This window comes from Pseudomonas sp. B7 (assembly GCF_016735645.1).
In the GTDB taxonomy this organism is placed as follows: domain Bacteria; phylum Pseudomonadota; class Gammaproteobacteria; order Pseudomonadales; family Pseudomonadaceae; genus Aquipseudomonas; species Aquipseudomonas glycinae.
On sequence record NZ_JAERRE010000001.1, the window covers coordinates 89,014 to 112,829 of the forward strand.

The following is a 23,816-nucleotide window of genomic DNA, read 5'->3' on the forward strand; positions in this document are numbered from 1 at the left end:
ATGGATAGACGGCAAAAATAGCGAGCAATTGAATTGCGTGCAATTTAATTATTCGAAAGGCGACCCGTGGATCGCCCGTATCGGTTACTCGCGCGGCACCAGGTCCAGGCACACCGAGTTGATGCAGTAACGCAGGCCGGTCGGCGGCGGGCCGTCAGGGAAGACGTGGCCAAGGTGCGCATCGCACTTGGCGCATTTCACTTCGGTGCGAATCATGCCGTGGCTGGTGTCACGGATTTCGGTCATGGCGTTGTCGCCGATCGGCGCGTAGAAGCTTGGCCAGCCGCAGCCGGAGTCGAATTTGGTCTTGGAGTCGAACAGCGGTTCGTTGCAGCAGATGCAGTGGTAGACGCCATCGGTCTTGGTGGCGTTGTACTTGCCGGAGAACGGTCGCTCGGTGGCGCTCAGGCGGCACACGTTGAACTGCTCGGGGTCGAGCATCGCCCGCCATTCTTCCAGGGTCTTTTCAATCTTTTCCATCATCACACCTCAGCGGCTGAAAAAGCCCGATCTGTACCTTTTCCACGGATCGGGCGGCACGTATGATTGCGCCTCGTCACACGCCAGTCTGGCAGCGGGTTCCTGCGCATTCAAACGGATTGTTGGAAACCGCCGCTCGAGACACTTGCCTGTGTGAAGACGCAGGATTCCCAGCACGGTTGTCCACCCGCCGCCTGGATCGTTCATTTTCGGGATCACATCGCCATGCAGTTCAGCAAATCGAACAAGCTCGCCAACGTCTGCTACGACATTCGCGGCCCGGTGCTCAAGCACGCCAAACGCCTGGAAGAGGAAGGCCATCGCATCCTCAAGCTGAACATCGGCAACCCGGCACCCTTTGGTTTCGAAGCGCCAGACGAAATTCTCCAGGATGTGATCCGCAACCTGCCGACCGCCCAGGGCTACAGCGATTCCAAAGGCCTGTTCAGCGCGCGCAAGGCGGTGATGCAGTACTACCAGCAGAAGCAGGTCGAAGGTGTCGGCATCGAAGACATCTATCTGGGCAACGGCGTGTCCGAGCTGATCGTGATGTCGCTGCAGGCACTGCTCAACAACGGTGACGAAGTGCTGGTGCCGGCGCCAGACTACCCGCTGTGGACCGCAGCCGTGAGCCTGGCCGGCGGTAACGCTGTGCATTACCTGTGCGACGAGGGCGCCGACTGGTTCCCGGACCTGGCCGACATCAAGGCCAAGATCACCCCGAACACCAAGGCGATGGTGATCATCAACCCGAACAACCCGACCGGCGCGGTGTATTCGAAGGAAGTGCTGTTGGGCATGCTCGAACTGGCTCGCCAGCACAATCTGGTGGTGTTCTCCGACGAAATCTACGACAAGATTCTTTACGACGACGCCGTGCACATCTGCACCGCTTCGCTGGCCCCGGACCTGCTGTGCCTGACCTTCAACGGCCTGTCCAAGTCGTATCGCGTGGCGGGTTTCCGTTCCGGCTGGATCGCCATTTCCGGGCCGAAACACAACGCTCACAGCTACATCGAAGGCATCGACATGCTGGCCAACATGCGCCTGTGCGCCAACGTGCCGAGTCAGCATGCGATCCAGACCGCCCTGGGTGGCTATCAGAGCATCAACGATCTGGTACTGCCGCAAGGTCGCCTGCTGGAACAGCGCAACCGCACCTGGGAGCTGCTCAACGACATTCCCGGCGTTAGCTGCGTGAAGCCGATGGGCGCACTGTACGCGTTCCCGAAGATCGACCCGAAAGTCTGCCCGATCCACAACGACGAGAAATTCGTGCTCGACCTGCTGCTCTCCGAGAAGCTGCTGGTGGTGCAGGGCACGGCGTTCAACTGGCCGTGGCCTGACCACTTCCGCGTGGTCACCCTGCCGCGGGTCGATGACCTGGACATGGCCATCGGTCGCATCGGCAACTTCCTCAAGTCCTACCGCCAGTAACCGGCGCTCAGTGCGCAACGGCCCGAACGTTGCGCACTGTCTGATTCAGCAACACTTCTGCTGCGCCCCTACTCCAGCACCTTCTACACTTGCGACTCATACGAATCATGCGTGCCTGACGCAATGAGACCGGGTGGCGCGTGCCTGTCATCCATACCGGATTTAGAAGTGGGAAATGTCCCATAGCCCGGCAAATCCGGTGTAGGACACAGTTTGAAATAGTCACTCGGTTGAATCGCCAGGTGCCGCACCTTATATACCCCGCAGTACGCTACATCTTTAGCTTGAGGAGACTTCTACAACCATGATGCGCATCCTGCTGTTTTTGGCCACTAACCTGGCGGTCGTGCTGATAGCCAGCATCACCCTGAGCCTTTTTGGCTTCAACGGGTTCATGGCGGCCAACGGGGTTGATCTCAACCTCAGTCAGCTGCTGGTTTTCTGTGCAGTCTTTGGTTTTGCCGGTTCCCTGTTCTCGCTGTTCATCTCCAAGTGGATGGCGAAGATGAGCACCGGCACCCAGATCATCACCCAGCCACGCACTCGTCACGAGCAATGGCTGCTGCAAACCGTCGAGCAACTGTCCCGGGAAGCCGGAATCAAGATGCCCGAAGTCGGGATTTTCCCGGCCTACGAAGCGAACGCCTTCGCTACCGGCTGGAACAAGAACGACGCACTGGTTGCGGTCAGCCAGGGCTTGCTCGAACGCTTCAAGGAAGACGAAGTGCGGGCCGTGCTGGCTCACGAGATCGGTCACGTGGCCAATGGCGACATGGTTACCCTGGCACTGATCCAGGGCGTGGTGAACACCTTCGTGATGTTCTTCGCGCGGATCATCGGCAACTTCGTCGACAAGGTAATCTTCAAGAACGAAGAAGGCCAGGGCATGGCCTACTACATCGCGACCATCTTCGCCGAACTGGTACTGGGCATTCTGGCCAGCGCGATCGTGATGTGGTTCTCGCGCAAGCGCGAGTTCCGTGCCGACGATGCCGGTGCCCGCCTGGCCGGTACCGGCGCGATGATCAACGCATTGCAACGCCTGCGCGCCGAACAGGGCCTGCCGGTGCACATGCCGGACACCCTGAACGCCTTCGGCATCAACGGTGGCATCAAACAAGGGTTCGCCCGCATGTTCATGAGCCACCCGCCGCTGGAAGAGCGTATCGACGCCCTGCGTCGTCGCGGTTGATCAAACCGGCGCACCAATGAAAAGGCCCGCAGTGATGCGGGCCTTTTTTTGCCTGTCGTTTACACCCCGCGAATCCGGTAAACCCGTTCCTCAAGCCGGGTTACGCCGGCCTGCACGAACTTCCAGCTGTCACCGAGTACATCCTGCTGCTCCAGCATCTCGACGCGCCAGACACTGCCCAGCAAACGCTGCACTTCGGCATCGTCTACGGAAAATGGCGGCCCTGGCATCTGCGACTGGTCATAATCCAGCGTCACCAACAGCCCTCGACACGCCGGCAGAATGCTCTGCAGATGCGCCGCATAACGCTCGCGCATCGCTGGCGGCAAGGCAATCACTGCCGCACGGTCATACAACGCGGTGCAACCCGCCACGTCAGCCATCGTCAGCGAGAAGAAATCCCCGCACCACAACTCGACCGCGTCGGCGCGATAAACCTTGAAGTCGCCCTGCTCGCTCACCTGCGGCTGCAATTGCTGCTCATGGAAAAAGTCTTCCACTGCCTTTTCCGAAAGCTCGACGCCCAGCACCTGATGACCACGGCCGGCGAGCCACAGCAGATCCAGACTTTTACCGCACAACGGCACCAACACACGCGCCTGCACCGGGATGGCCAGATCGGGCCAGTGCCGCTGCAAATACGGGTTCACCTCAAGCTGGTGAAAGCCGATCTGGTTCGATTCCCACTTCTTGTGCCAAAACTCCGGCTGCATGCATCCTCCTAAGAATTCGATCAAAAGGCGTTAAAACTTATATTGGAATTAGATCAATGAACTGACTGAAGATGAGCCATCTTAACGCTCAGGAACCCTTCCATGTTTCCCAGCCTGTTTATCTCCCACGGCTCGCCCATGCTGGCGCTGGAGCCCGGCGCCAGTGGCCCGGCACTGGCGCGGCTGGCGGCCGAACTGCCACGCCCGAAAGCCATCATCATCGTTTCCGCCCATTGGGAAAGCCATGAACTGCTGGTCAGCAGCCATCCGCAACCGGAAACCTGGCACGACTTCGGCGGTTTCCCTCGCGCGCTGTTTGAAGTGCAATATCCGGCCCCGGGCAATCCGCAACTGGCCCGCGAGGTTGCCGACCTGTTGACTGCCAACAACCTGCCGGCGCGCCTCGACCCGCAACGACCGTTCGATCACGGCGTGTGGGTGCCGCTGTCGCTGATGTACCCGCAGGCCGATATCCCGGTGGTTCAGGTTTCCCTGCCCAGCCGTGGCGGCCCGGCGTTGCAGAACCGCGTCGGCCAGGCGCTGGCCAGACTGCGCGAACAGGGCATTCTGTTGATCGGCTCCGGCAGCATCACCCACAACCTGCGAGAACTGGACTGGCACGCCGGCCCGGAAAGCGTCGAGCCGTGGGCCCGGGACTTCCGCGACTGGATTGTCGACAAACTGGCTGCCAACGACGAAGCCGCATTGCACGATTACCGCCAGCAGGCACCGAACGCCGTGCGCAGCCATCCAAGTGATGAACATCTGCTGCCGCTTTACTTCGCCCGAGGTGCTGGTGGCGACTTCAGCGTTGCCCATCAAGGTTTCACCATGGGTGCGCTGGGCATGGACATCTACCGCTTCGACTGATGCCCAAATCGCAGGCAAAAAAAATCCCCGAACCAGTCGGGGATTTTTTATGTTCGATCAATCAGCCCAGAGGCGGATCAATCTTCGCGGTAGCGACGCAGTTTCAGCTGCTTGCCGGCAACGCGAGTGTCCTTCAGCTTGGTCAGGAGTTTGTCCAGACCATCTTCCGGCAGCTCGACGAGGCTGAAGCTGTCACGCACCTGGATGCGACCGATGGCTTCACGTGCCAGACCACCTTCGTTGAGGATGGCGCCCAGCAGGTTTTTCGCCGCGATACCGTCACGCGCGCCCAGCGCGGTACGGCAACGTGCACGGCCTTCGCCCAGTGGCATCGGAGCACGACGCTCGCGGTCACCACGGTCCGGACGATCACCGGAACGCTCAGGACGGTCGCCACGTGGCGCGCTGTTCGGCACCAGTGGACGTTCCTTCTCGATCGCTGCCAGGTTCAGCGCCTGACCATTGGTGGCCTTGCGCAGCAGTGCGGCAGCCAGGGCGCGTGGGGTGCAACCGATATCAGCGGTCAGGCGATCCAGCAGATCACCGTGAGTCGATTCGGCGTCAGCCACCAGCGGCGACAGGCTGTTGGTCAGTTTCTTGATGCGGGCATCAAGAACGGCCTGGGCGTCGGGCAGACGCACTTCGGCAACTTTCTGACCGGTCACACGCTCGATCACCTGCAGCATGCGGCGCTCACGTGGCGTCACCAGCAGCAGCGCGCGGCCTTCGCGACCGGCACGGCCGGTACGGCCGATACGGTGCACGTAGGATTCCGGATCGTACGGCATGTCCACGTTGAACACGTGGGTGATACGCGGAACGTCCAGACCACGGGCGGCAACGTCGGTCGCCACAACGATGTCCAGACGGCCATCCTTGAGCGAGTCGATCACGCGCTCACGCTGGTTCTGGGCGATGTCGCCGTTCAGCGCGGCGGCTTTGTAGCCTTTGGCGTCGAGGGCGCTGGCCAGATCCAGGGTCGCTTGCTTGGTGCGCACGAACATGATCAGAGCGTCGAAATCTTCCACTTCCAGCAAGCTGAGAACGGCAGAGGTCTTCTGGTCAGCGTGAACCAACAGGTGAGCCTGTTCGATCGCGGTAACGGTCTGGGTCTTGCTCTGGATCTTCACGTGCTTTGGATCGCGCAGGTGACGCTCGGCGATGGCACGGATCGATTGCGGCAGGGTCGCCGAGAACAATACGGTCTGACGGGTTTCCGGCATGGCCTTGAAGATCACTTCGAGGTCGTCCATGAAGCCCAGTTTGAGCATTTCGTCTGCTTCGTCGAGAACCAGGTGGTTCACGGTCTGCAGCACTTTTTCGTCGCGACGCAGGTGGTCGCACAGACGGCCCGGAGTGGCGACAACGATCTGTGCGCCATTACGGATTGCTTTCAATTGTGGGCCCATCGGCGCGCCGCCGTAGACAGCCACAACAGTCACGCCCGGCATTTGCTTGGCGTAGGTTTCGAAAGCGGTTGCAACTTGTAGCGCCAACTCACGAGTTGGGGCCAGGATCAGAGCTTGCGGCTCGCGCTTGGACGGATCAATGCGGTGCAGGATAGGCAGGGCAAAGGCAGCGGTTTTACCGGTACCGGTTTGCGCCTGACCAATCATATCGTGACCGGCGAGGATGATCGGGATCGACTGCTGCTGAATGGCCGAAGGCTCTTCATAGCCGGTAGCGACTACTGCAGCGACAATATTGGGATGAAGTTCAAGAGCGGCGAAGCCGCCGATTTCCTGGGTCATGGGTCTGCCTCTAAGTGCATCCGCAAAGACCCATGCTCCAAAGCTGCACATGCCGTGTTGAGACTCAAGAGTCGCCCTGGCAGCTTTGTCGGCGGGGATTTGCGAAAACGAATGAATGAAAAAGAATCGTCAAGGAAGAGCCCGCAGTGCGGACGTGCAGCCGAAGCTGACTTCGGGGAATTGCGCTACCTAAACGCGGCCCGGTTAAAGGCCGGCGCGCACTATACCGGAATTTGCCCAAAAAGGGAGCATTTTTTTATCGGCAAAATACAGTTGTCACCGCTGTGTAACGGGGTTTTGCGGATAATCGGGCAAAGGTCTACTTTTCAAAGACCCCGGCCCTGCGGGCGATGGCGCTTAAACGATTCACCGATGTGCGGCATCTGGTCGCTGCACCCTTTCTTCCCCTGCGAGGAAACACCCATGAATCAGCCCTGCCCCGGCCGCGTGAGCCGTGCGCGCCACGGTCATGTGCATTTGATCGGTCTGGACCGCGCTGCCAAGCGCAACGCCTTCGACCTCGACCTCCTCAACGACCTGGCCCTGGCCTATGGCGAATTCGAGGCCGACAGTAACGCACGCGTGGCGGTGGTGTTCGGGCATGGCGAGCATTTCACCGCGGGGCTCGATCTGGTCAACGCCAGTTCTGCCCTCGCCCAGGGCTGGCAGGTGCCGCCCGGCGGTTGCGATCCGTGGGGCGTTTTCGTCGGACCACGGGTCAGCAAACCGGTGATCGTCGCTGCGCAGGGTTACTGCCTGACCATCGGCATCGAGCTGATGCTCGCCGCCGACATCAACCTGTGCGCCAGCAATACTCGATTCGCGCAGATGGAAGTACAGCGCGGGATCTTTCCGTTCGGCGGTGCGACATTGCGCTTCCATCAGATCGCCGGCTGGGGCAATGCGATGCGCTGGCTGCTGACCGGCGATGAGTTTGATGCCCATGACGCCTTGCGCCTGGGGCTGGTGCAGGAAGTCATGGCCAGCGAGGATCTGCTGCCACGCGCCATCGAACTGGCCGAACGGATTGCCCGGCAGGCGCCGCTGGGCGTGCAGGCGACGCTGATGTCGGCGCGTCAGGCGCGCTATGAAGGCGAGACCGCAGCGGCTAAGAGCTTGCCGCCGCTGGTGAAGAAGTTGCTGGCCACCGAAGATGCCAAGGAAGGCGTGCGCTCGCTGGTGGAGCGCAGGCCCGGCGTTTTCAAAGGCCTTTGAAGATCAGGTCGCCGGACGTATGCAGTTGATCAACGTCTGCAACGAGTAGCCCAGCTTAGGCGCCAGCGCTTCAGCCCGGGCAGTCAGCGCCTGCATGTCCAGCACCTGATCGAGATCCGCCGGCACGATCAGAACCACGTTGCCCTCCTTCACCGGCAGCTCCCAGTAATGCCGGTGATAGAGCCCGCGCAGCAGCGCCGCGCCCAAGGGTTTGCCGTCATCGGTGGCCCATTGGTTGATCACCAGCCAGCCACCGGGATTCAGACGTTTCTGACAATCGCCGAGGAAATTCCACGCAAGGTGCCCGGCGCCGGGGCCGACATCGGTATAAAGGTCGACGAAGATCAGATCCGCCGGTTCAGCCGTCGGCAGCAGTTCGAGGGCATCGCCGACGCGAATGTACAGCCGTGGATCGTCATCCAGCCCGAGGTATTCGATGGCCAGACGCGGTACGTCGGGGCGCAGCTCGATGGCTTCGACATCTTCCAGCGGCAGGAACTTGAGGCAGGCCTGGGTCAGCGTTCCTGCGCCCAACCCGAGAAACAGCGCGCTCTCCGGTTGCTCGTGGCACAACGCGCCGATCAGCATCGCCCGGGTGTAGTCATACTCCAGCCAGCTCGGGTCGGCGGTGAACACACAGCTTTGCTCGATCGCATCGCCGAACTCCAGAAAGCGGTAGTCGGCCACTTCCAGCACGCGAATCACGCCGAACTCATCCTGTACCTCGGCGAGCAACAGCTCGACGCGCTCCTCAGTCATTTCGTCTCCTGGTGGTCACCGGGCGCGGTGACGCGATGGCACCGCTGTGGTGCCGTGGCAAAGCGGCGATTGTCGGCGAAGCGGCGGGAGCAGGTCACGCACTAATTGCTGCTAACATGGCCGTCCGTGCGTAGAACCTTAGAGACCGTGATGAGCCAACCCTGGAGCCCTGACAGCTGGCGCGCCCTGCCGATCCAGCAACAACCCCAATACCCCGACGCCGCGCATCTGCGCCAGGTCGAGCAGACGCTGGCCAGCTATCCGCCGCTGGTATTTGCCGGCGAAGCGCGCGAGCTGCGTCGTCAGTTTGCCGAAGTCACCCAGGGCCGGGCGTTCCTGCTGCAGGGCGGCGATTGCGCGGAAAGCTTCGCCGAGTTCTCCGCCGCGAAGATTCGCGACACTTTTAAAGTATTGCTGCAAATGGCGATCGTCATGACCTTCGCCGCCGGCTGCCCGGTGGTGAAAGTCGGGCGCATGGCCGGTCAGTTCGCCAAGCCCCGCTCGGCCAACGACGAGACCATCGACGGCGTGACCCTGCCGGCCTACCGGGGCGACATCGTCAACGGCATCGGTTTCGACTCGGCCAGCCGCGTACCGGATCCGGAGCGTCTGCTGCAGTCCTATCACCAGTCCACCGCCACCCTCAACCTGTTGCGCGCCTTCGCCCAGGGCGGTTTTGCCGACCTGCATCAGGTGCACAAGTGGAACCTCGATTTCATCGCCAACTCGGCGCTGGCGGAGAAGTACAGCCACCTCGCCGACCGCATCGATGAAACCCTGGCCTTTATGCGCGCCTGCGGCATGGACAGCTCGCCGCAACTGCGCGAGACCAGTTTCTTCACGGCCCACGAAGCGCTGCTGCTGAACTACGAAGAAGCCTTCGTGCGCCGCGACAGCCTGACCAACGATTACTACGATTGCTCGGCGCACATGTTGTGGATCGGCGACCGCACCCGTCAGCTCGACGGCGCCCACGTCGAATTCCTGCGCGGGGTGAACAACCCGATCGGGGTCAAAGTCGGCCCGAGCATGAACCCCGACGACCTGATCCGCCTGATCGACGTGCTCAACCCGGACAACGATCCGGGCCGTCTGAACCTGATCGCGCGGATGGGCGCGAACAAGGTCGGCGATCACCTGCCGGCGCTGATCCGCGCGGTACAGCGCGAAGGCAAGCAGGTGCTGTGGAGCTCCGACCCGATGCACGGCAACACCATCAAGGCCAGCAGCGGTTACAAGACCCGCGACTTCGCGCAGATCCTTGGCGAAGTGAAACAGTTCTTCCAGGTACATGAAGCGGAAGGCAGCTACGCGGGCGGCATCCACATCGAGATGACCGGGCAGAATGTCACCGAGTGCATCGGTGGCGCGCGGCCGATCACTGAGGATGGCTTGTCGGATCGCTATCACACTCACTGCGACCCACGGATGAATGCCGATCAGTCGCTGGAACTGGCGTTCTTGATTGCCGAGACGTTGAAACAGGTCAAACGCTGAATTGCGATGGCGCGGGCTCAGTCAATTTGAGCCAGCGCCATCCGCAACCTCCCTGCACTTTCCCGCTGACAATTGAGCTGCACCTGCTCAAGCCCCAACCAGTCCGCCATGCGCCGCAAGTTCAGCGCCAGCGCCAGCATCCCCGCCTCGTCCAGCCCCGTTTCTTCCTCGTGCACCGCATGCACCGCCAACCGCCCAGCCGCCCGTTCGGCGCGCAGATCAACCCGCGCAGCGATCCGTTCGTTGTGCAGAAACGGCAACACGTAATAGCCGTAGACCCGTTTATCCTGCGGCGTGTAAATCTCCAGCCGATAGCGGAAATCGAACAGCCGCTCGGTGCGGCTGCGCTCCCAAATCAGTGAATCGAACGGCGACAGCAATGCACTGGCCTCGACCTTGCGCGGGACTTTCGGCTCGGGCAGGCAATAAGCAATCTGGCGCCATCCGGCGACTTCGCAGGTCAGCAGTTGTCCGTCCTCGACCAGTTCCGCCAGGCGCGGGCGCGCATCGGAGGGGTTCAGCCTGAAGTAGTCACGCAGGTCCTTTTCCGTGCCGACACCCAACGCCTGCGCTGCATGCAACAGCAAAACGCGTTGCGCCTCGGCTTCATCGAGCAGTGGCTGGTGCAGCACAGAAGCCGGAATCACCCGCTCCGGCAAGTCATACAACCGCTCGAAACCACGACGCCCGGCCACAGTGACTTCGCCGGCAGCGAACAACCATTCCAACGCGTGCTTCTCCGCGCTCCAGTCCCACCACGGTCCGGCCTTTTCCTGGCGGGTCGACAGGCTGCCGGCGCCCAATGCGCCCTGCTCTTCGACCGACGCCAGCACCCGGCGAATGGTGTCCTGTTGCTCGCGACCAAACCGCGCCAGTTGCTGATAAATGTCTTCACCGCGCTTGGCCCGCTGCATGCGCCAGCCCATCAGCGGGTACATCGACAACGGCAGCAAAGACGCCTCATGGCCCCAGTATTCGAACAGCGAACTACGTCGCCCCGAACTCCAGGCAGCCTGGTCGAGCAAGTCAGCAGAATAGGAACCGAGACGGGAAAACAGCGGCAAGTAGTGCGAGCGCACCACGGCGTTGACGGAGTCGATCTGCAACAGACCGAGGCGTTCGATCAGCCGGTTGAGGTGCATGGCCTTGACAGCCGGCGGCTGGCGCCCGTGAAACCCTTGGGCAGCCAGTGCCAGACGTCGAGCCTGTTTAAGGGAAAAGGACAGTGTCGCGGGCATGTGTACCTCCATGTCTGCTCGCAACCTACCTCACTTGAAAGTGGTTTGTGTAGCAATGGCCTCATCATTTATGCATCGGATCGTCCCAGAACGGCCGCACCGACTCATGTTCGACATCGGCACGGCTGACCCCGATGTCCTTCAACGCTTCGTCGCTCAGACTGGCAAGCAACTCGCGTTCGCGGTGAAGTTCGTACCAGCGGCTAAACTTGTGCAGCAGATCGGAAATCAGATGGACCGGCACTCTTTCATCGCTCACATACAGTTTTTGACCTTTCATCGTGTTGCCCTCCTTTAGGGATGGCTCAAGTCTCGCGCCGGCGCTACGATCAATCCAACGAATGTTTCTGATGGCATGCATCACGGAGATTCATCAATTGTCGGCGTACCCCAGTATCGATACCGATGTTCTGCGCACCTTTGTCGCGATTGCCGATCAGGGCGGTTTCACCCGCGCCGGCGAAATGGTCAACCGCACCCAATCGGCGGTGAGCATGCAGATGAAGCGTCTGGAAGAGGACGTGTTGCAGCGCCAGTTGTTCGAGCGCGACGGACGTCAGGTGCGCCTGACCGCCGAAGGCCAGGTGTTGCTTGGTTACGCGCGGCGCATCCTGAAATTGCACAGCGAGGTGTTCAACACCCTGCGCGAGCCGCACATGGTCGGCACGGTGCGGATCGGCACGCCGGACGATTACGTGATGCGGTTTCTGCCGGGGATCCTGTCGCGCTTCGCCCAGTTCTATCCGCTGATCCAGATCGAAGTGCACTGCGAGTCGACCAAGCAATTGCTGCAACGCACGGACCTGGATCTGTCGATCGTCACCCGCGAGCCAGGCAACGAGATCGGCCAACTGCTGCGCAAGGAGCGTTTTGTCTGGGCCGAGGCGCAGAACTTCAGCGCCCACGAGCAGACGCCGTTGCCACTGGCAATGTTCAACAGTGATTGCTTCTGTCGCCTGTGGGCCTGCAATGCGCTGGACGCTATGGGCCGCGAATACCGGATCGCCTACAACAGCACCAGCCTGTCGGCATTGATGGCGGTGGTGAGCGCCGGACTGGCGATCACCGCGCAGCTGGAAAGCCTGATTACCCCCGACATGCGGATTCTTGGAGATGCCGAAAATCTGCCGCTGCTGCCCGAGGCCAGCATCATGCTGATCCGCAACCTCAACAATCCCTCGCCGATCACCGAATGCCTGGCCGAGCACATCATCGAAGGCTTCAAACTTTAAAGGCGAGCATCACCGCGCAAAGCACCAGGAACCCGCAGAACAGCCCACGCAGGAGTTTTTCCGGCATCGCGTGGGCCACTTTCACGCCCCAACTGATGCTGGCCAGACCGCCGATGGCCAGCGGCAGGCCGATCATCCAGTCCACTTCGTGGTGCACCGCGTACGTCACCAGCGTGACGCCGGTGCTCGGCAATGCCAGCGCCAGCGACAGACCCTGAGCGACCACCTGAGTGGTGCCGAACAGACTGGTCAGCACCGGCGTTGCCACCACCGCCCCGCCGACACCGAACAAACCGCCCATGGTGCCCGACGCCGCACCGAGCACGCCCAGCCACGGCCATGAATAACGCATCTCCGACGTCGCTGCCGGACGCGCGCCGAACATGCGCACCAGGTTGTAGGCCGACAACGCCACAAGGAACGCGACAAAACCGATACGCATGGTCTGCGCGTCGATGCCCACGGCCCAGATCGAGCCGATCCAGGCAAAGCAGAATCCCATCACCGCCAGCGGCAACGCATGGCGGAGTTCGATGCGGTTGCGCTGGTGATAACGCCACAGCGCGAGCATCACGTTCGGCACCACCATCACCAGCGCCGTGCCTTGGGCGATTTGCTGATCAAGCCCGAACCACACGCCCAGCAGCGGAATGGCGATCAAGCCACCACCGATGCCGAAAATTCCGCCCAAAGTACCGAGGGCGGCGCCAAACATCAGGTACAGCAAAAACTCGATCACAGCAGAATTCCTCATACGTCAGTCAGCTCATCGTACGCAGTCGGCGCTGGCACGGAAACGCACAGCAACGCACAATGGCTGTGCCAAATCCGCATAGGCACTGGACTGATTCATGAATCCCAATCAATTGACCGAACAACTCGGGCTGTTTCTCGATGTGCTGGAGAGCGGCAGCTTTTCTGCTGCTTCACGGCGACATCCGCTGACGCCATCCGCCGTTGCCCGGCGCATAGACAGTCTGGAAAGCGCTGTCGGCAGTCAGCTGTTCATCCGCAGTACCCATGCGGTGCGGGCCACGCCGGCGGGTCTGGCATTTGCCGAACGGGCGCGGCGGATTGTGGCCGAGTTGCAACTGGCCCGGGCCGAAGCGGTGTCCCTGAGCAGCGCCCCGGAAGGCCTGATTCGGGTGGATGCGCCGGCAGCCTTCGGGCGGCGGCATCTGGCGCCGGTAATTGCCGATTTTCTGGTGCTGTATCCGGGGCTCGACGTGCAACTGCATCTGATCGACAGCTTTGTCGATATGGACGGTTCGAACCTGGGCAAGGTCGATCTGGTGTTGCGCGCCGGGCAGATGGCCGATACCCGGTTGGTGGCCACCCCTTTGGCGAGCATAGTCCGTATCGCCTGCGCGAGCCCCGACTATCTCAAGCGCCGCGGTGTGCCGAGCGAACCCGCGCAATTGAGCGAGCATGACGGCCTCGACTGGGACGGCCTCGCTCCGCCCTTCGCCTGGCGCTTCGAACAGAACGGGCAGATGCAACTGCACCGCCCGGCGCGGGTGCGCATGAGCGCCAACAACGCCGAGGCGCTGGTGTGCGGCGCACTGGCGGGGCTTGGGATTGCGCATCTGCCGACCTGGCTGGCCAGCGAATACCTGTTGCGTGGCGAGTTGCTGCCGCTGTTCTGTGAAAATGGCCTGCCAACGCCGGAAAGCGCCGGCATTTACGCGCTGCGGCTGCAACAGCAGGCCAGCTCCCGCAGCCGCCTGTTGCTGGAGTACCTCAAGACCCGGTTCAGCCCCGTGCCGCCGTGGGATCTGGCCCTGCAACGGGAGCTGGGCCGGCACTGACCAATTCACCACCGGGGACAATTGTCTGGCGCATTAAAGATTCGAGCGCTAGATTCATCTGCATTACCGTTCAAGGCACCGACATGACCACCGACCGTAGCACCACCGATCATTGCGAAGACCTGCTGCTCGACAATCAGGCCTGCTTCGCCCTGCATTCCACTTCGCTGATGATGACCAAGGTCTACAAGACACTGCTGCAAGCGCTTGGTCTGACCTATCCGCAGTACCTGGCGATGATGGTGCTGTGGGAGAAGGATGGTTTGACCGTCGGAGAAATCAGCACGCGCCTGCTGACCGATCCAGGGTCGCTGACCCCATTGCTCAAGCGTCTGGAAGGTGAAGGATTGCTCAGCCGAACCCGTAGCCGGGAAGATGAGCGTGTGGTGATCGTTGAACTGACTGCCCAGGGACGCGCCTTGAAAGACAAGGCCCGAACCGTGCCGCAATGCATCCTGGGGGCCAGCGGCTTCACGCTGGAGCGCCTGCAAAACCTGCAAGCCGAGTTGCAGGCCTTGCGGGGTCATTTGCAGGACAGCCTCACTTAAAGGTTCCCCTTTCCTGTGGGCGCTGCCTTGCGCCCGCAGGCGTATCGCACCTTCCCCCGCTTATCCTCGAAAAAAATTTCCTCTCGTTTCAGATTCAAAAAAACCTTCTATATCAAAAACTTGAGATCACGACCCTGCCCGATCCAAGTGCCAATTCCCGCTCTCTTCAAAAATTTATCTTGCGCGCTAAATATTTGCGCAGTACATTCACTTCGCACCTAGTTAGCGCGCAAACAATTAGCGCAACAAACCACACTTGATGAGGCTCACACCATGCAAACTCTCTACACCGCAATCGCAACTTCCACTGGCGGCCGTGACGGTCGTGCGATCTCCAGCGACAACATCCTCGACGTCAAACTGGCCACCCCGAAGGAACTCGGCGGTGCCGGTGGCGCGGCTACCAACCCTGAGCAACTGTTTGCCGCCGGCTACTCGGCCTGCTTCATCGGTGCCCTGAAATTCGTCGCCAGCCAGACCAAACGCAAAATCCCGGACGAGGCCTCGATCACCGCTCACGTCGGCATCGGCCAGATTCCTGGCGGCTTCGGTCTGGACATCGACCTGCACATCAGCCTGCCGGGTCTGGAACAGGCTGACGCACAAAGCCTGGTCGACGCAGCCCACCAGGTCTGCCCGTACTCCAACGCCACCCGTGGCAACGTCGATGTGCGTCTGCACGTCACCGTGTAATCACTGACGCTCAAGCCCGTACAGGAAATGAACATGAACACTTTCAGCAAAGTCTTGACCGGTACCCTTCTCGCCCTGTCCATCCACAGCGCATTTGCCGGGGAGGTTGAACACAACACTCAGGCGTTTCTCGATGTGCTGAATGCCGGCACCGGCAAACCGATGGAACAGCTGACACCCAAGGAGGCCCGCGCCGTGCTGACGGGCGCGCAGTCCGGGGTCAAACTGACGCTGCCCAAGGCGGACGTCAGCGAGAAAACCATCCAGGTCGATGGCCAACCGTTGAGCCTGACCATCGTCCGGCCGGCCGGGGTCAAGGGCGAGCTGCCGGTGTTCATGTTCTTCCACGGCGGCGGCTGGGTGCTGGGGGATTTCCCGACTCACGAACGTCTGGTGCGGGATCTGGTGGTCGGCTCGGGTGCGGCGGCGGTGTTCGTCAATTACACCCCTTCACCGGAAGCGCATTACCCGGTGGCGATCAACCAGGCTTATGCCGCTACCAAATGGGTGGCCGAACACGGCAAAGAAATCAACGTCGACGGCAAGCGTCTGGCGGTGGCGGGCAACAGCGTCGGCGGCAACATGGCGGCAGTCGTCGCCTTGATGGCCAAAGACAAAGGCACTCCGGCGATCAAATTCCAGGTGCTGCTGTGGCCGGTGACCGATGCCAATTTCGACACTGGTTCGTATAACCAGTACGCCGAGGGGCACTTCCTCACTCGCAATATGATGAAGTGGTTCTGGGACAACTACACCACCGACGCCAACCAGCGGAACGAGATCTACGCCTCGCCGCTGCGGGCAACCACCGCGCAATTGAAAGGTCTGCCGCCCGCGCTGGTGCAGACTGCGGGGGCTGACGTGCTGCGTGACGAAGGTGAAGCCTACGCCCGCAAACTCGACGAAGCCGGGGTGCCGGTGACCTCGGTGCGCTACAACGGCATGATCCACGACTACGGTTTGCTCAACGTGGTCAGCCAGGTGCCGGCAGTGCGCTCGGCGATGCTGCAGGCCTCGGAAGAACTGAAGCAGCACCTGAAGAAGTAATTTTCATCAGGCACAAAAAAGCCCGACTCGATGGTCGGGCTTTTTCTTTCCACAAAAAGCAGTGCTTATTTGGCACGGCCTTTGTAGGAACCGCCTTCGCGGGTATCGATCTCGATCATGTCGCCGATTTCGATGAAGTCAGCAACCGACAGCTCGGTACCGTTCTTCAGTTTGGCAGGCTTCATCACCTTGCCGGAAGTGTCGCCGCGAGCGGAACCTTCGGTGTAGTCGACCTGACGCACGATGGTGGTCGGCAGCTCTACGGAAACCAGACGGCCTTCGAAGAATACGGCTTCGCAAACGTCGGTCATGCCTTCTTCCACGAATGGCAGAACGCTTTCGATGTCTTCGGCGTTCAGCTCGTACATGGTGTAGTCGGTGGTGTCCATGAACGTGTAGGAGTCACCGCTGATGAAGGACAGGGTCGCTTCTTTGCGATCCAGGATCACGTCGTCCAGCTTGTCGTCCGCACCGTAAACGGTTTCGGTCTTGTAACCGGTCAGCAGGTTCTTCAGCTTGGTCTTCATGATCGCGCTGTTACGGCCCGACTTGGTGAATTCAGCTTTCTGAACCAGCCAAGGATCGTTGTCGATACGGATCACGGTACCGGGTTTGAGTTCTTTACCAGTTTTCATTGCGAATATCCGAATTTGGATGGGATTTACAAAAATCTAGGCCGCGTATCATATCCAATTTCGGTAAAACTGTACCAGCGCCGTCGCAAGATCCGCCTGCAAGGCCTGTTCCAGACACCACGCGCGGGCATTTTCCTGCAGTTCGGGCCAGTGTTTGCGGGCCTCGAGCCAGTGGTCGCCGATAGGCTGCCCGGCACTCCAGGCACGCCAAAGACCGTTCATCGCCTCGGCGGCAGCGGGCGAAAGGCGTTTTGTGTAGAGCGCAAGGAAGGCGTCGAGCTTGTCCAGATGGATGTCTTCGTCCTGCTGATAGATGTGCCACAACATGGGACGGCCAGCCCACTGCGCCCGGACAAAAGAATCCTCGCCGCGCACCGCGTTGAAATCGCAGCACCAGAGCAATTGATCGTATTGATCCTGACGGACGAACGGCAGCACCTGCACGGTCAGCGACTGACGAACATGCGTCGCCCCGACCGCCAGCGACTCGACCCCGAGCCAACGGGCGACATCACCGAGAATCCGCCCTTCCGGCACCAGCAGATGAGTGGGCGTCGAGTCAGCCGCGAGCACATCAAGCCAGCTGGCGAGTCCGGCATTCTCGTAGGCAAACAGCGAGATCAGTTGCGCATCGGGAGCAGGAACGATCCCCAGACCGTGCAAGAATTGTCGCTGCACCTTGGGATCCTGCTGAAACTGCTGACGCCGCTCCAGCAAACCCCTTTCACGCAACAAGCCGCCAGTTCCAGGCTGAAATCCCGGAAAGAAAAAGTACTTCTGCACCGACTTGTACTTCACCGACGGCAGTCCGTGACACCCGACCACCCAGTCTTCGGCACTGAGGTAGTCGAGGTTCATCCACAACGGCGGTTCTTCCCTTGCGGCCATGGCGTCCATGTAGACGCTTGGCAACTGGCAGGCAAACGCAGCGATCACCACGTCGGCCGCATCGGCCTCCTGCCACTCGGCTGGCCAGTGCCGGACTTCGACGCCCTGCTGCCATTGCTGATCGAGGCCGATGTCGATTTCGGGACAAATGCGTTCGAAAGCGCGCAGATCATCGACCCACAGTCGCACCGCCACTGCGTGCTCGCTGACCAGTTGTCGGGCCAGACGCCAGGTCACGCCGATGTCGCCGTAGTTGTCGACGACCGTACAAAAAATGTCCCAGCGGGTGTTCAGTTGCGGCATTCAAGGCTCCCGTTGGCAAAAGCACCGATTGTCCGCATAAATCCCTCCATGCAGAAGAGCCGACGACAATTAATCTTCGTGCGACAATCGACTCCCGCCCGCACTCATCCGCCAGGAGGCAGTCATGCCCTATCGTCCCAACCCGCGTCGCCCCTTGCCTGTTCAGCTTAGCGCGCTGCAATTGACCGGCAGCATTGCCCTGGGTGTGTGGCTGGGTTTCCTGGCCATCGCGCTGACATGCTGGCTCGCTTCTTTACTCTTCAGCCGTCAGTTGCAACCCGTGGCGGAGGCGGTGCAACAACTGAGCAAGCCTCCGGTGGCCGCCCAGCCACAGCCAGAACCTGAACCACAAAACCGCCTGTTCGAGCAGTACGAAGAAAACCTGCGCAAGAACGAGCAACAGGCACGCCTGGATCAGGCCCGTGGCAGCACACGCAACCTGTCGAACCCCAAATGCCAGTTCTGGCTGCAACAGGATCAGACGGCCCCTAGCGAAAAGAGCCGCGCCAATGTCCTGCAATTCTGCGATTGATCATGAATAAACAGACGGTTCACCAACTGATTCTCGACAAGCTGCGCGTCGATCTCGACATCGCCGAACGCGCGGCGCAAACCGCTTACGAAACCGCGACCCACGAAGAGAACATCGCCGAAAACAAGTACGACACCCTGGGACTCGAGGCGTCGTACCTGGCGGCAGGCCAGGCGAAACGGGTCGAGGAAATTCGACAGTCACTGGCGCTGTGCCAGAACCTGACGCTGCGCGCGTATGACGCTCAACGAGGGATTGAAGTCGGCGCCCTGCTCGGTCTGGAGGATGAAAAGGGTCGCGAGCAATGGCTGTTTCTGGCGCCGGATGCGGCGGGCGTGAAAGTCGACGTGGTGGGCCAGCCGATTACCGTCATCACCCCCCGCTCGCCGCTGGGCAAAAGCCTGCTGGGCAAGTTTGAGGGGGACGAGGTGGAGATTCTGGTGGCGGGCACCCGGCAACAGTTTGCTGTCACCGAGGTGCTGTAGACAGGGGCTTAGTGAACCGGCAGTTCGACGCCTTCGAACAGCTCTTCCAGCTCCTGCTTGTTGTGGCACTGAATGGCCTTGGCCATGACTTCGCGGGTCAGGTGCGGCGCGAACTTCTCGATGAAGTCGCACATGAAGCCGCGCAGGAAAGTACCGCGACGGAAACCGATCTTGGTCACGCTGGACTCGAACAGTTCGCTGGCATCGAGCACCACCAGATCGTTATCCAGCTTGGTGTCGACCGCCATTTTCGCCACGATGCCGACACCCAGGCCCAGACGCACGTAGGTTTTGATCACGTCGGCGTCGGCAGCGGTGAACACCACTTTCGGCGTCAGGCCGCGATGGCTGAAGGCTTCGTCGAGTTTCGAACGGCCGGTGAAACCGAACACGTAAGTCACGATCGGGTATTCGGCCAGCGCTTCGAGGGTCAGTTTCGGCAGCTTGGTCAGCGGGTGGCCCTGAGGCACGACCACGCAACGGTTCCAGCGATAGCACGGCATCATTACCAGATCGCCGAACAGCTCCAGCGCTTCGGTGGCGATGGCGAAATCGACGGTGCCGTCAGCGGCCATTTCGGCGATCTGCATCGGCGAACCCTGGTGCATATGCAGCGCCACGTCCGGGTATTGCTTGATGAAATTGCTGATCACCGGCGGCAGTGCATAACGTGCCTGGGTATGGGTGGTGGCGATCGACAGGGTGCCTTTCTTCTCATTGGAGAATTCCTGGGCGATCTGCTTGATGCTTTCGACCTTGCGCAGAATCTCACCGGCAGTGGTGATGATACGCTCGCCGGCCGGAGTGACGCGGGTCAAGTGCTTGCCGCTGCGGGCGAACACTTCGACGCCCAGTTCGTCTTCCAGCAGACGGATCTGTTTACTGATGCCCGGTTGCGAGGTGTAGAGGCTTTGGGCTGTAGCGGAAACGTTGAGGTCGTGGTGCGCCACTTCCCAGATGTAGCGCAGTTGTTGAAGCTTCATATGAATCCCTCAAAGCAGGTAGACGCCACGGGCATCAGCGACGGTATATAACTATATTAATGGTTTGAAGAATAAATCTAGAACTTTTTTATCAAAGTGCCATTATTCCCGCTTCAGCGATCCTCCCGACGGCGACGCTCCACCAGCGGCACCAGATAAACCGGCACCTTGGACAATTGCAGCAGCCGGGCCGCCGTTCGCCCCAAAGGTGTTTCCGCCCCGACCCCGTGGCTGTGACTTCCTACGATCAGCAAATCGACAGAGAGTTTCTGCACCTGATCGAGAATCACCTGTGACGGATCGCCCTGCAGCACCCGCACCGCGCGTATCCGCTGCAGGTCCTGCTCGCCCTCATCCCCCAGTTCTTCGCGAAAACTGTCGAGCACCCGCTGCTCGATATTGGCAATGACCGTTTTCAGACCCTGACTGTGAAATTCGTTCAATGCCTGTTCGTCGAGATAGCTCTGCAACACCGATTCGGCGAACAGCCCCATGGGTTCCACTGCGTGCACTACGTACAGGTCGGCATTGAACGTTCGCGCCATCGCCAGGGCATGCTGCATCACTAACGGTGCGTACAGACCGAGGTCAGTGGCATACAGCATCGAACGAATCATATGACCTCCTCGCAAGCCAACATGGCGGAGATTTGATTCAGCTTAGCAGTGCCTTGGCGAGTACGACGTGCGACGCAACGTCTTGAACCACGAGGGCTTTAGACCGCCGGTTCGTTGCTGATGCCGTGGGGCACGTGACCGGTTGCCACAACCTCCCGGGCCAGCTCGCAGTGGCCGGCCTGATCATCGAAAAACACATCGGCCGCAAAGGCTTCGAGGAATGCCGACTTGGTCAGGCCACCGAGAAACAGCGACTCGTCCAGACGAATGTCCCATTCGCGCAAGGTGCGGATCACCCGCTCGTGGGCCGGCGCCGAACGCGCGGTGACCAGGGCGGTGCGGATCGGGCACTCCTCATCGGAGAACTCGCGCTGCAACAGGTTGAGCGCCGCAAGAAAGCCCTTGAACGGTCCGCCGCGCAACGGTTCGCGAGCGGATTCACGCTCCTTGGCCTGGAAGGCTTCGAGGCCACCGGATTGATAGACGCGCTCCGACTCATCGGAAAACAGCACTGCGTCACCGTCGAAGGCAATACGCAATTCATCGCTGGCCGCGCGACTGGCGCCGCCGGACAGAATGGTCGCCGCCGCGAAACCGGCATCCAGCGCAGCGCGCACATCTTCGGCATGGGTGGAGAGAAACAGGTCGCAACCGAAAGCCTTCAGATACGGATAAGGACTGCGGCCGCCAACGAACGCCGCACGGGAGATCGCCAGGCCGTAGTGACCAATGGAGTTGAAAACACGCAGGCCGGTGTCGGCGCTGTTGCGCGACACCAGAATCACCTCGACCCGGGCGCGGCCGAGACGACTGTTCAGGTTGAGGAGTTTTTCCACCAGCGGAAAGGCATCGCCCGGCGCGAGAATTTCGTCTTCGTGATCGATCTGATATTGCCGGTAGGCTTCGACGCCGCTCGACTCATACACCTTGTGGCTTTCGCTCAGGTCGAACAGGGCACGGGACGAGATCGCCAGCACCAGTTTGTCATCGATGTTCTTGGCCATGCCTTTCCCCCAGTGCGACCGGTTTAAACGTTGCGCCGGTCGATAAAGCTCAATGTGCGATACAACGATTCGATTCGCGGCAACTCGCAGCCTGCCGCTTTCGCCGCCGCCAAAGGACGAGCGTAGATCGCCTCCAGCTCCAGCGGTCGCTTGTGTAAAAAGTCGTGGTACATGCTCGGCCAATAATCGGGCATTTTCTCGGTCATCATGAACAGGTATTCGGCGTAACCGGGTGGCATGTCGTGGCCGCAGGCCTTGGCGCCCTGCACCACTTCAGCCATCAGCGCCTGAATCAATGCGCGGCTGTCCGTGTCGGCCATCAACGGCGTGGTGCCGGCGCCTAGCAACACCGAAAGGCCGTTGTAGGGAATGTTCCACACCAGTTTCTGCCAGCGCGCCTGATGCAGGTTCGGCATCGCCTGGGAATCAAGACCGGCGGCGCGGAACAGGCTGGCGCCCTCTTCGACGATTGCCATGCGCGCCGCGTCATCCGCTGCCGGGCCGCTGTGATAGCCGACGTTCACTGCGCCCAGCGCCTGGTGGGTGATCTGGCCCGGCCCCTCGCGATGAACGCAAATCAGGCACAAGCCGCCCAGCAAATGCAGGGAATCGGGCAGCAACGCACGCAAACTGTCTTCGACGTCGAGGCCGTTTTGCAGCACCAGCACTTTCGCGTCGGGCTTCGCCGCCTGAATGATCGACGGCGCCAACCCGGCATTGCTGGTGGTCTTGGCGCCAACCAGCAGCCAGTCGCAGGGCGGCATGTCTTCAGCCGACGAATAAGCCTGCACCGGGTTCAGCGCCAATGCGCCATGCACAGCACTGTCCACTTGCAAGCCGCGCTCGGCGACTGCGGAAAATTCACTGCGCAACAAAAAGTGCACATCGAACCCGGCCCGGGCCAGCATCACCCCGTAGAACCCTCCGATGGCGCCGGTGCCGATAATCCCCACCACCGGTTTTTTCACTGCTCCCATCACGGCAACTCCTCTGCAATTCGACCTAGCGCCTGCGTCACGGCTGCATTCAGCTCATCGACATTCAGACGCGTGTGCACAGCCCCAAAGAACTCGCCGTCACGCACCACAAACAGCGCCGGCAAATGAAAGACCTGATAACGCTCGACCAGTCCGCCGTTGTCACCGGCATCGATCCAGCACACGCGATCGACGGCAAGATCAAGTCCCGGCAACACTTCGCGGGCATAGCGGCAACTGGCGCAGCCGACGCTGGTGAAGATCACCAGCGAAACGCCATTCATCGCCAGCAGCCGTTGGTCGGCGTCAAAATCGGTCAGTTGCGATTCGACCACTATACTGGGGGAAACAATGTCAAATGGCCGACACAGGGAGTCTGTGCTCATGGGACGGTTTATTCCTCATCCGGATGATGTGCCCGTTGAATTGACCTTGCTCACACCGGAGTGTATTTCGCGTCAACGGCTGCACACTATCAGCCTCGGCGGCATCGCTTGCAATTACCACCGTGCCTGGCGCCATGGCACCGCGCTGCAGGTGCGCATGCCGACTCTCAATGCCGACATCTGTTATCCGGGCTACGTGGCCTGGTGCCTGCGTCGCAAGAAAGGCTATCTGGTGGGCATCGCCTTCACCGACGAACAGACGCTGTTCAGCGCGCGAATGGGTGAGCAGGTGTGTCAGATCGAACGCTATTGCCGACTCAACGACGCCCACGACGACCTCCAGGATATTCAGGCCCTGGCCCTGCAATGGGTCGAACAACACGCCGACGAGTTCTCCCACGACACCGTTCGCAAGGCGTTTGCGCAGCCTGTGCTGGACTGAACAGTGACTTGCCCATTGTCTAGCAGGCGTCTAACGCGATAAGGTTCGGCTCCCCGACGCGCTTAAATCCGCTGTGCTCCGCCG

General features: G+C 60.7%; 27 protein-coding genes. 13 read left to right on the forward strand and 14 right to left on the reverse strand.

All coding sequences use genetic code 11. The annotated features are described in order from the left end of the window. Positions 1–84: 84 nt before the first annotated feature. Positions 85–480: a peptide-methionine (R)-S-oxide reductase MsrB gene (gene msrB / locus JKA62_RS00395; protein ID WP_011335291.1), complete on the reverse strand. Its 396-nt coding sequence runs from the start codon at positions 478–480 to the stop codon at positions 85–87. Between the two features lie 225 nt (positions 481–705). Here msrB and JKA62_RS00400 point away from each other — a divergent pair, with 225 nt between their 5' ends. Together JKA62_RS00400 and htpX are read left to right on the forward strand one after the other, a co-directional pair. Continuing rightward, positions 706–1,917: a pyridoxal phosphate-dependent aminotransferase gene (locus JKA62_RS00400; RefSeq protein ID WP_007955711.1), complete on the forward strand. Its 1,212-nt coding sequence runs from the start codon at positions 706–708 to the stop codon at positions 1,915–1,917. 304 nt (positions 1,918–2,221) lie between these two features. Further along, entirely contained in the window at positions 2,222–3,109 is an 888-nt protein-coding gene (gene htpX / locus JKA62_RS00405; RefSeq protein ID WP_011335292.1) for a protease HtpX, read from the forward strand. A gap of 59 nt (positions 3,110–3,168) precedes the next feature. Here the strand turns inward: htpX and JKA62_RS00410 are convergent, their stop codons facing one another. Continuing rightward, positions 3,169–3,822 (reverse strand): thiopurine S-methyltransferase, encoded by a 654-nt coding sequence (locus JKA62_RS00410; protein ID WP_011335293.1) that lies wholly within the window; start codon positions 3,820–3,822, stop codon positions 3,169–3,171. A 102-nt stretch (positions 3,823–3,924) separates the two neighbouring features. Here JKA62_RS00410 and JKA62_RS00415 point away from each other — a divergent pair, with 102 nt between their 5' ends. After that, a complete protein-coding gene (locus JKA62_RS00415) occupies positions 3,925–4,692 on the forward strand; it encodes a DODA-type extradiol aromatic ring-opening family dioxygenase (RefSeq protein WP_011335294.1) in 768 nt (255 codons plus the stop codon). 77 nt (positions 4,693–4,769) lie between these two features. On the opposite strand, the gene JKA62_RS00420 is transcribed toward JKA62_RS00415, so the two are convergent. After that, on the reverse strand, positions 4,770–6,443 hold the full coding sequence (locus tag JKA62_RS00420) for a DEAD/DEAH box helicase (protein WP_007955707.1): 1,674 nt from the start codon (positions 6,441–6,443) through the stop codon (positions 4,770–4,772). Positions 6,444–6,866: 423 nt separating this feature from the next. Here JKA62_RS00420 and JKA62_RS00425 point away from each other — a divergent pair, with 423 nt between their 5' ends. Beyond that, on the forward strand, positions 6,867–7,658 hold the full coding sequence (locus JKA62_RS00425) for a crotonase/enoyl-CoA hydratase family protein (RefSeq protein ID WP_064383294.1): 792 nt from the start codon (positions 6,867–6,869) through the stop codon (positions 7,656–7,658). Between the two features lie 3 nt (positions 7,659–7,661). Here JKA62_RS00425 and JKA62_RS00430 read toward each other — a convergent pair whose 3' ends face one another. Beyond that, the gene (locus JKA62_RS00430; protein ID WP_201815713.1) at positions 7,662–8,417 is read right to left on the reverse strand and encodes a spermidine synthase; all 756 of its coding nucleotides are present in this window, start codon (positions 8,415–8,417) and stop codon (positions 7,662–7,664) included. Positions 8,418–8,567: 150 nt separating this feature from the next. Between JKA62_RS00430 and JKA62_RS00435 the strand changes: the two genes are divergently transcribed. Continuing rightward, positions 8,568–9,914 carry a class II 3-deoxy-7-phosphoheptulonate synthase gene (locus JKA62_RS00435; RefSeq protein WP_007955704.1) on the forward strand — a complete coding sequence of 449 codons (1,347 nt, stop codon included), beginning with the start codon at positions 8,568–8,570 and terminating at the stop codon, positions 9,912–9,914. 17 nt (positions 9,915–9,931) lie between these two features. On the opposite strand, the gene JKA62_RS00440 is transcribed toward JKA62_RS00435, so the two are convergent. Both JKA62_RS00440 and JKA62_RS00445 read right to left on the reverse strand, forming a co-directional pair. Next, a complete protein-coding gene (locus JKA62_RS00440) occupies positions 9,932–11,152 on the reverse strand; it encodes a winged helix-turn-helix domain-containing protein (protein WP_201815715.1) in 1,221 nt (406 codons plus the stop codon). A gap of 64 nt (positions 11,153–11,216) precedes the next feature. After that, on the reverse strand, positions 11,217–11,432 hold the full coding sequence (locus JKA62_RS00445; protein WP_007955702.1) for a DUF1127 domain-containing protein: 216 nt from the start codon (positions 11,430–11,432) through the stop codon (positions 11,217–11,219). A gap of 97 nt (positions 11,433–11,529) precedes the next feature. On the opposite strand from JKA62_RS00445, the gene JKA62_RS00450 reads away from it, so the two are divergent. Beyond that, positions 11,530–12,384, forward strand: a complete 855-nt coding sequence (locus JKA62_RS00450; protein WP_172829543.1) for a LysR substrate-binding domain-containing protein — start codon at positions 11,530–11,532, stop codon at positions 12,382–12,384. Here JKA62_RS00450 and JKA62_RS00455 read toward each other — a convergent pair. After that, positions 12,374–13,123 (reverse strand): sulfite exporter TauE/SafE family protein, encoded by a 750-nt coding sequence (locus JKA62_RS00455; RefSeq protein WP_201815717.1) that lies wholly within the window; start codon positions 13,121–13,123, stop codon positions 12,374–12,376. The genes JKA62_RS00450 and JKA62_RS00455 overlap by 11 nt on opposite strands. Before the next feature lie 112 nt (positions 13,124–13,235). Between JKA62_RS00455 and JKA62_RS00460 the strand changes: the two genes are divergently transcribed. The 4 genes from JKA62_RS00460 (at position 13,236) to JKA62_RS00475 (ending at position 16,480) form a co-directional block, all read left to right on the forward strand. After that, a complete protein-coding gene (locus JKA62_RS00460; RefSeq protein ID WP_201815719.1) occupies positions 13,236–14,192 on the forward strand; it encodes a LysR family transcriptional regulator in 957 nt (318 codons plus the stop codon). 83 nt (positions 14,193–14,275) lie between these two features. Next, positions 14,276–14,740, forward strand: coding sequence for a MarR family winged helix-turn-helix transcriptional regulator (locus tag JKA62_RS00465; protein ID WP_011335301.1), 465 nt, complete (start codon positions 14,276–14,278; stop codon positions 14,738–14,740). A gap of 273 nt (positions 14,741–15,013) precedes the next feature. Further along, positions 15,014–15,433: an organic hydroperoxide resistance protein gene (locus JKA62_RS00470; protein WP_201815721.1), complete on the forward strand. Its 420-nt coding sequence runs from the start codon at positions 15,014–15,016 to the stop codon at positions 15,431–15,433. A gap of 33 nt (positions 15,434–15,466) precedes the next feature. After that, positions 15,467–16,480 (forward strand): alpha/beta hydrolase, encoded by a 1,014-nt coding sequence (locus tag JKA62_RS00475; RefSeq protein WP_011335302.1) that lies wholly within the window; start codon positions 15,467–15,469, stop codon positions 16,478–16,480. A 65-nt stretch (positions 16,481–16,545) separates the two neighbouring features. Here the strand turns inward: JKA62_RS00475 and JKA62_RS00480 are convergent, their stop codons facing one another. Further along, positions 16,546–17,115: an elongation factor P gene (locus tag JKA62_RS00480; RefSeq protein ID WP_007955690.1), complete on the reverse strand. Its 570-nt coding sequence runs from the start codon at positions 17,113–17,115 to the stop codon at positions 16,546–16,548. Positions 17,116–17,163: 48 nt separating this feature from the next. Further along, complete coding sequence (gene earP, locus JKA62_RS00485) at positions 17,164–18,306, reverse strand: elongation factor P maturation arginine rhamnosyltransferase EarP (RefSeq protein WP_011335303.1); 1,143 nt, start codon at positions 18,304–18,306, stop codon at positions 17,164–17,166. 124 nt (positions 18,307–18,430) lie between these two features. Between earP and JKA62_RS00490 the strand changes: the two genes are divergently transcribed. Both JKA62_RS00490 and JKA62_RS00495 read left to right on the forward strand, forming a co-directional pair. After that, positions 18,431–18,838 carry a hypothetical protein gene (locus JKA62_RS00490; protein WP_011335304.1) on the forward strand — a complete coding sequence of 136 codons (408 nt, stop codon included), beginning with the start codon at positions 18,431–18,433 and terminating at the stop codon, positions 18,836–18,838. A 2-nt stretch (positions 18,839–18,840) separates the two neighbouring features. Beyond that, positions 18,841–19,323, forward strand: coding sequence for a GreA/GreB family elongation factor (locus JKA62_RS00495; RefSeq protein WP_011335305.1), 483 nt, complete (start codon positions 18,841–18,843; stop codon positions 19,321–19,323). 8 nt (positions 19,324–19,331) lie between these two features. Here JKA62_RS00495 and cysB read toward each other — a convergent pair whose 3' ends face one another. From cysB to JKA62_RS00520, 5 genes are all read right to left on the reverse strand, one after another. Next, positions 19,332–20,306, reverse strand: coding sequence for an HTH-type transcriptional regulator CysB (gene cysB, locus JKA62_RS00500; RefSeq protein ID WP_007955684.1), 975 nt, complete (start codon positions 20,304–20,306; stop codon positions 19,332–19,334). Between the two features lie 113 nt (positions 20,307–20,419). Beyond that, positions 20,420–20,923, reverse strand: a complete 504-nt coding sequence (locus JKA62_RS00505; protein WP_007955683.1) for a universal stress protein — start codon at positions 20,921–20,923, stop codon at positions 20,420–20,422. Between the two features lie 98 nt (positions 20,924–21,021). Next, positions 21,022–21,927 (reverse strand): 5'-nucleotidase, encoded by a 906-nt coding sequence (locus tag JKA62_RS00510; protein ID WP_007955682.1) that lies wholly within the window; start codon positions 21,925–21,927, stop codon positions 21,022–21,024. A 23-nt stretch (positions 21,928–21,950) separates the two neighbouring features. After that, positions 21,951–22,907 carry a putative 2-dehydropantoate 2-reductase gene (locus JKA62_RS00515; protein ID WP_181457892.1) on the reverse strand — a complete coding sequence of 319 codons (957 nt, stop codon included), beginning with the start codon at positions 22,905–22,907 and terminating at the stop codon, positions 21,951–21,953. After that, on the reverse strand, positions 22,904–23,290 hold the full coding sequence (locus JKA62_RS00520) for a thioredoxin family protein (protein ID WP_011335307.1): 387 nt from the start codon (positions 23,288–23,290) through the stop codon (positions 22,904–22,906). Before JKA62_RS00520 ends, JKA62_RS00515 begins: the two co-directional genes overlap by 4 nt. Between JKA62_RS00520 and JKA62_RS00525 the strand changes: the two genes are divergently transcribed. After that, positions 23,289–23,732: a PilZ domain-containing protein gene (locus JKA62_RS00525; RefSeq protein ID WP_011335308.1), complete on the forward strand. Its 444-nt coding sequence runs from the start codon at positions 23,289–23,291 to the stop codon at positions 23,730–23,732. The genes JKA62_RS00520 and JKA62_RS00525 overlap by 2 nt on opposite strands. The last annotated feature ends 84 nt before the right edge of the window (positions 23,733–23,816 follow it).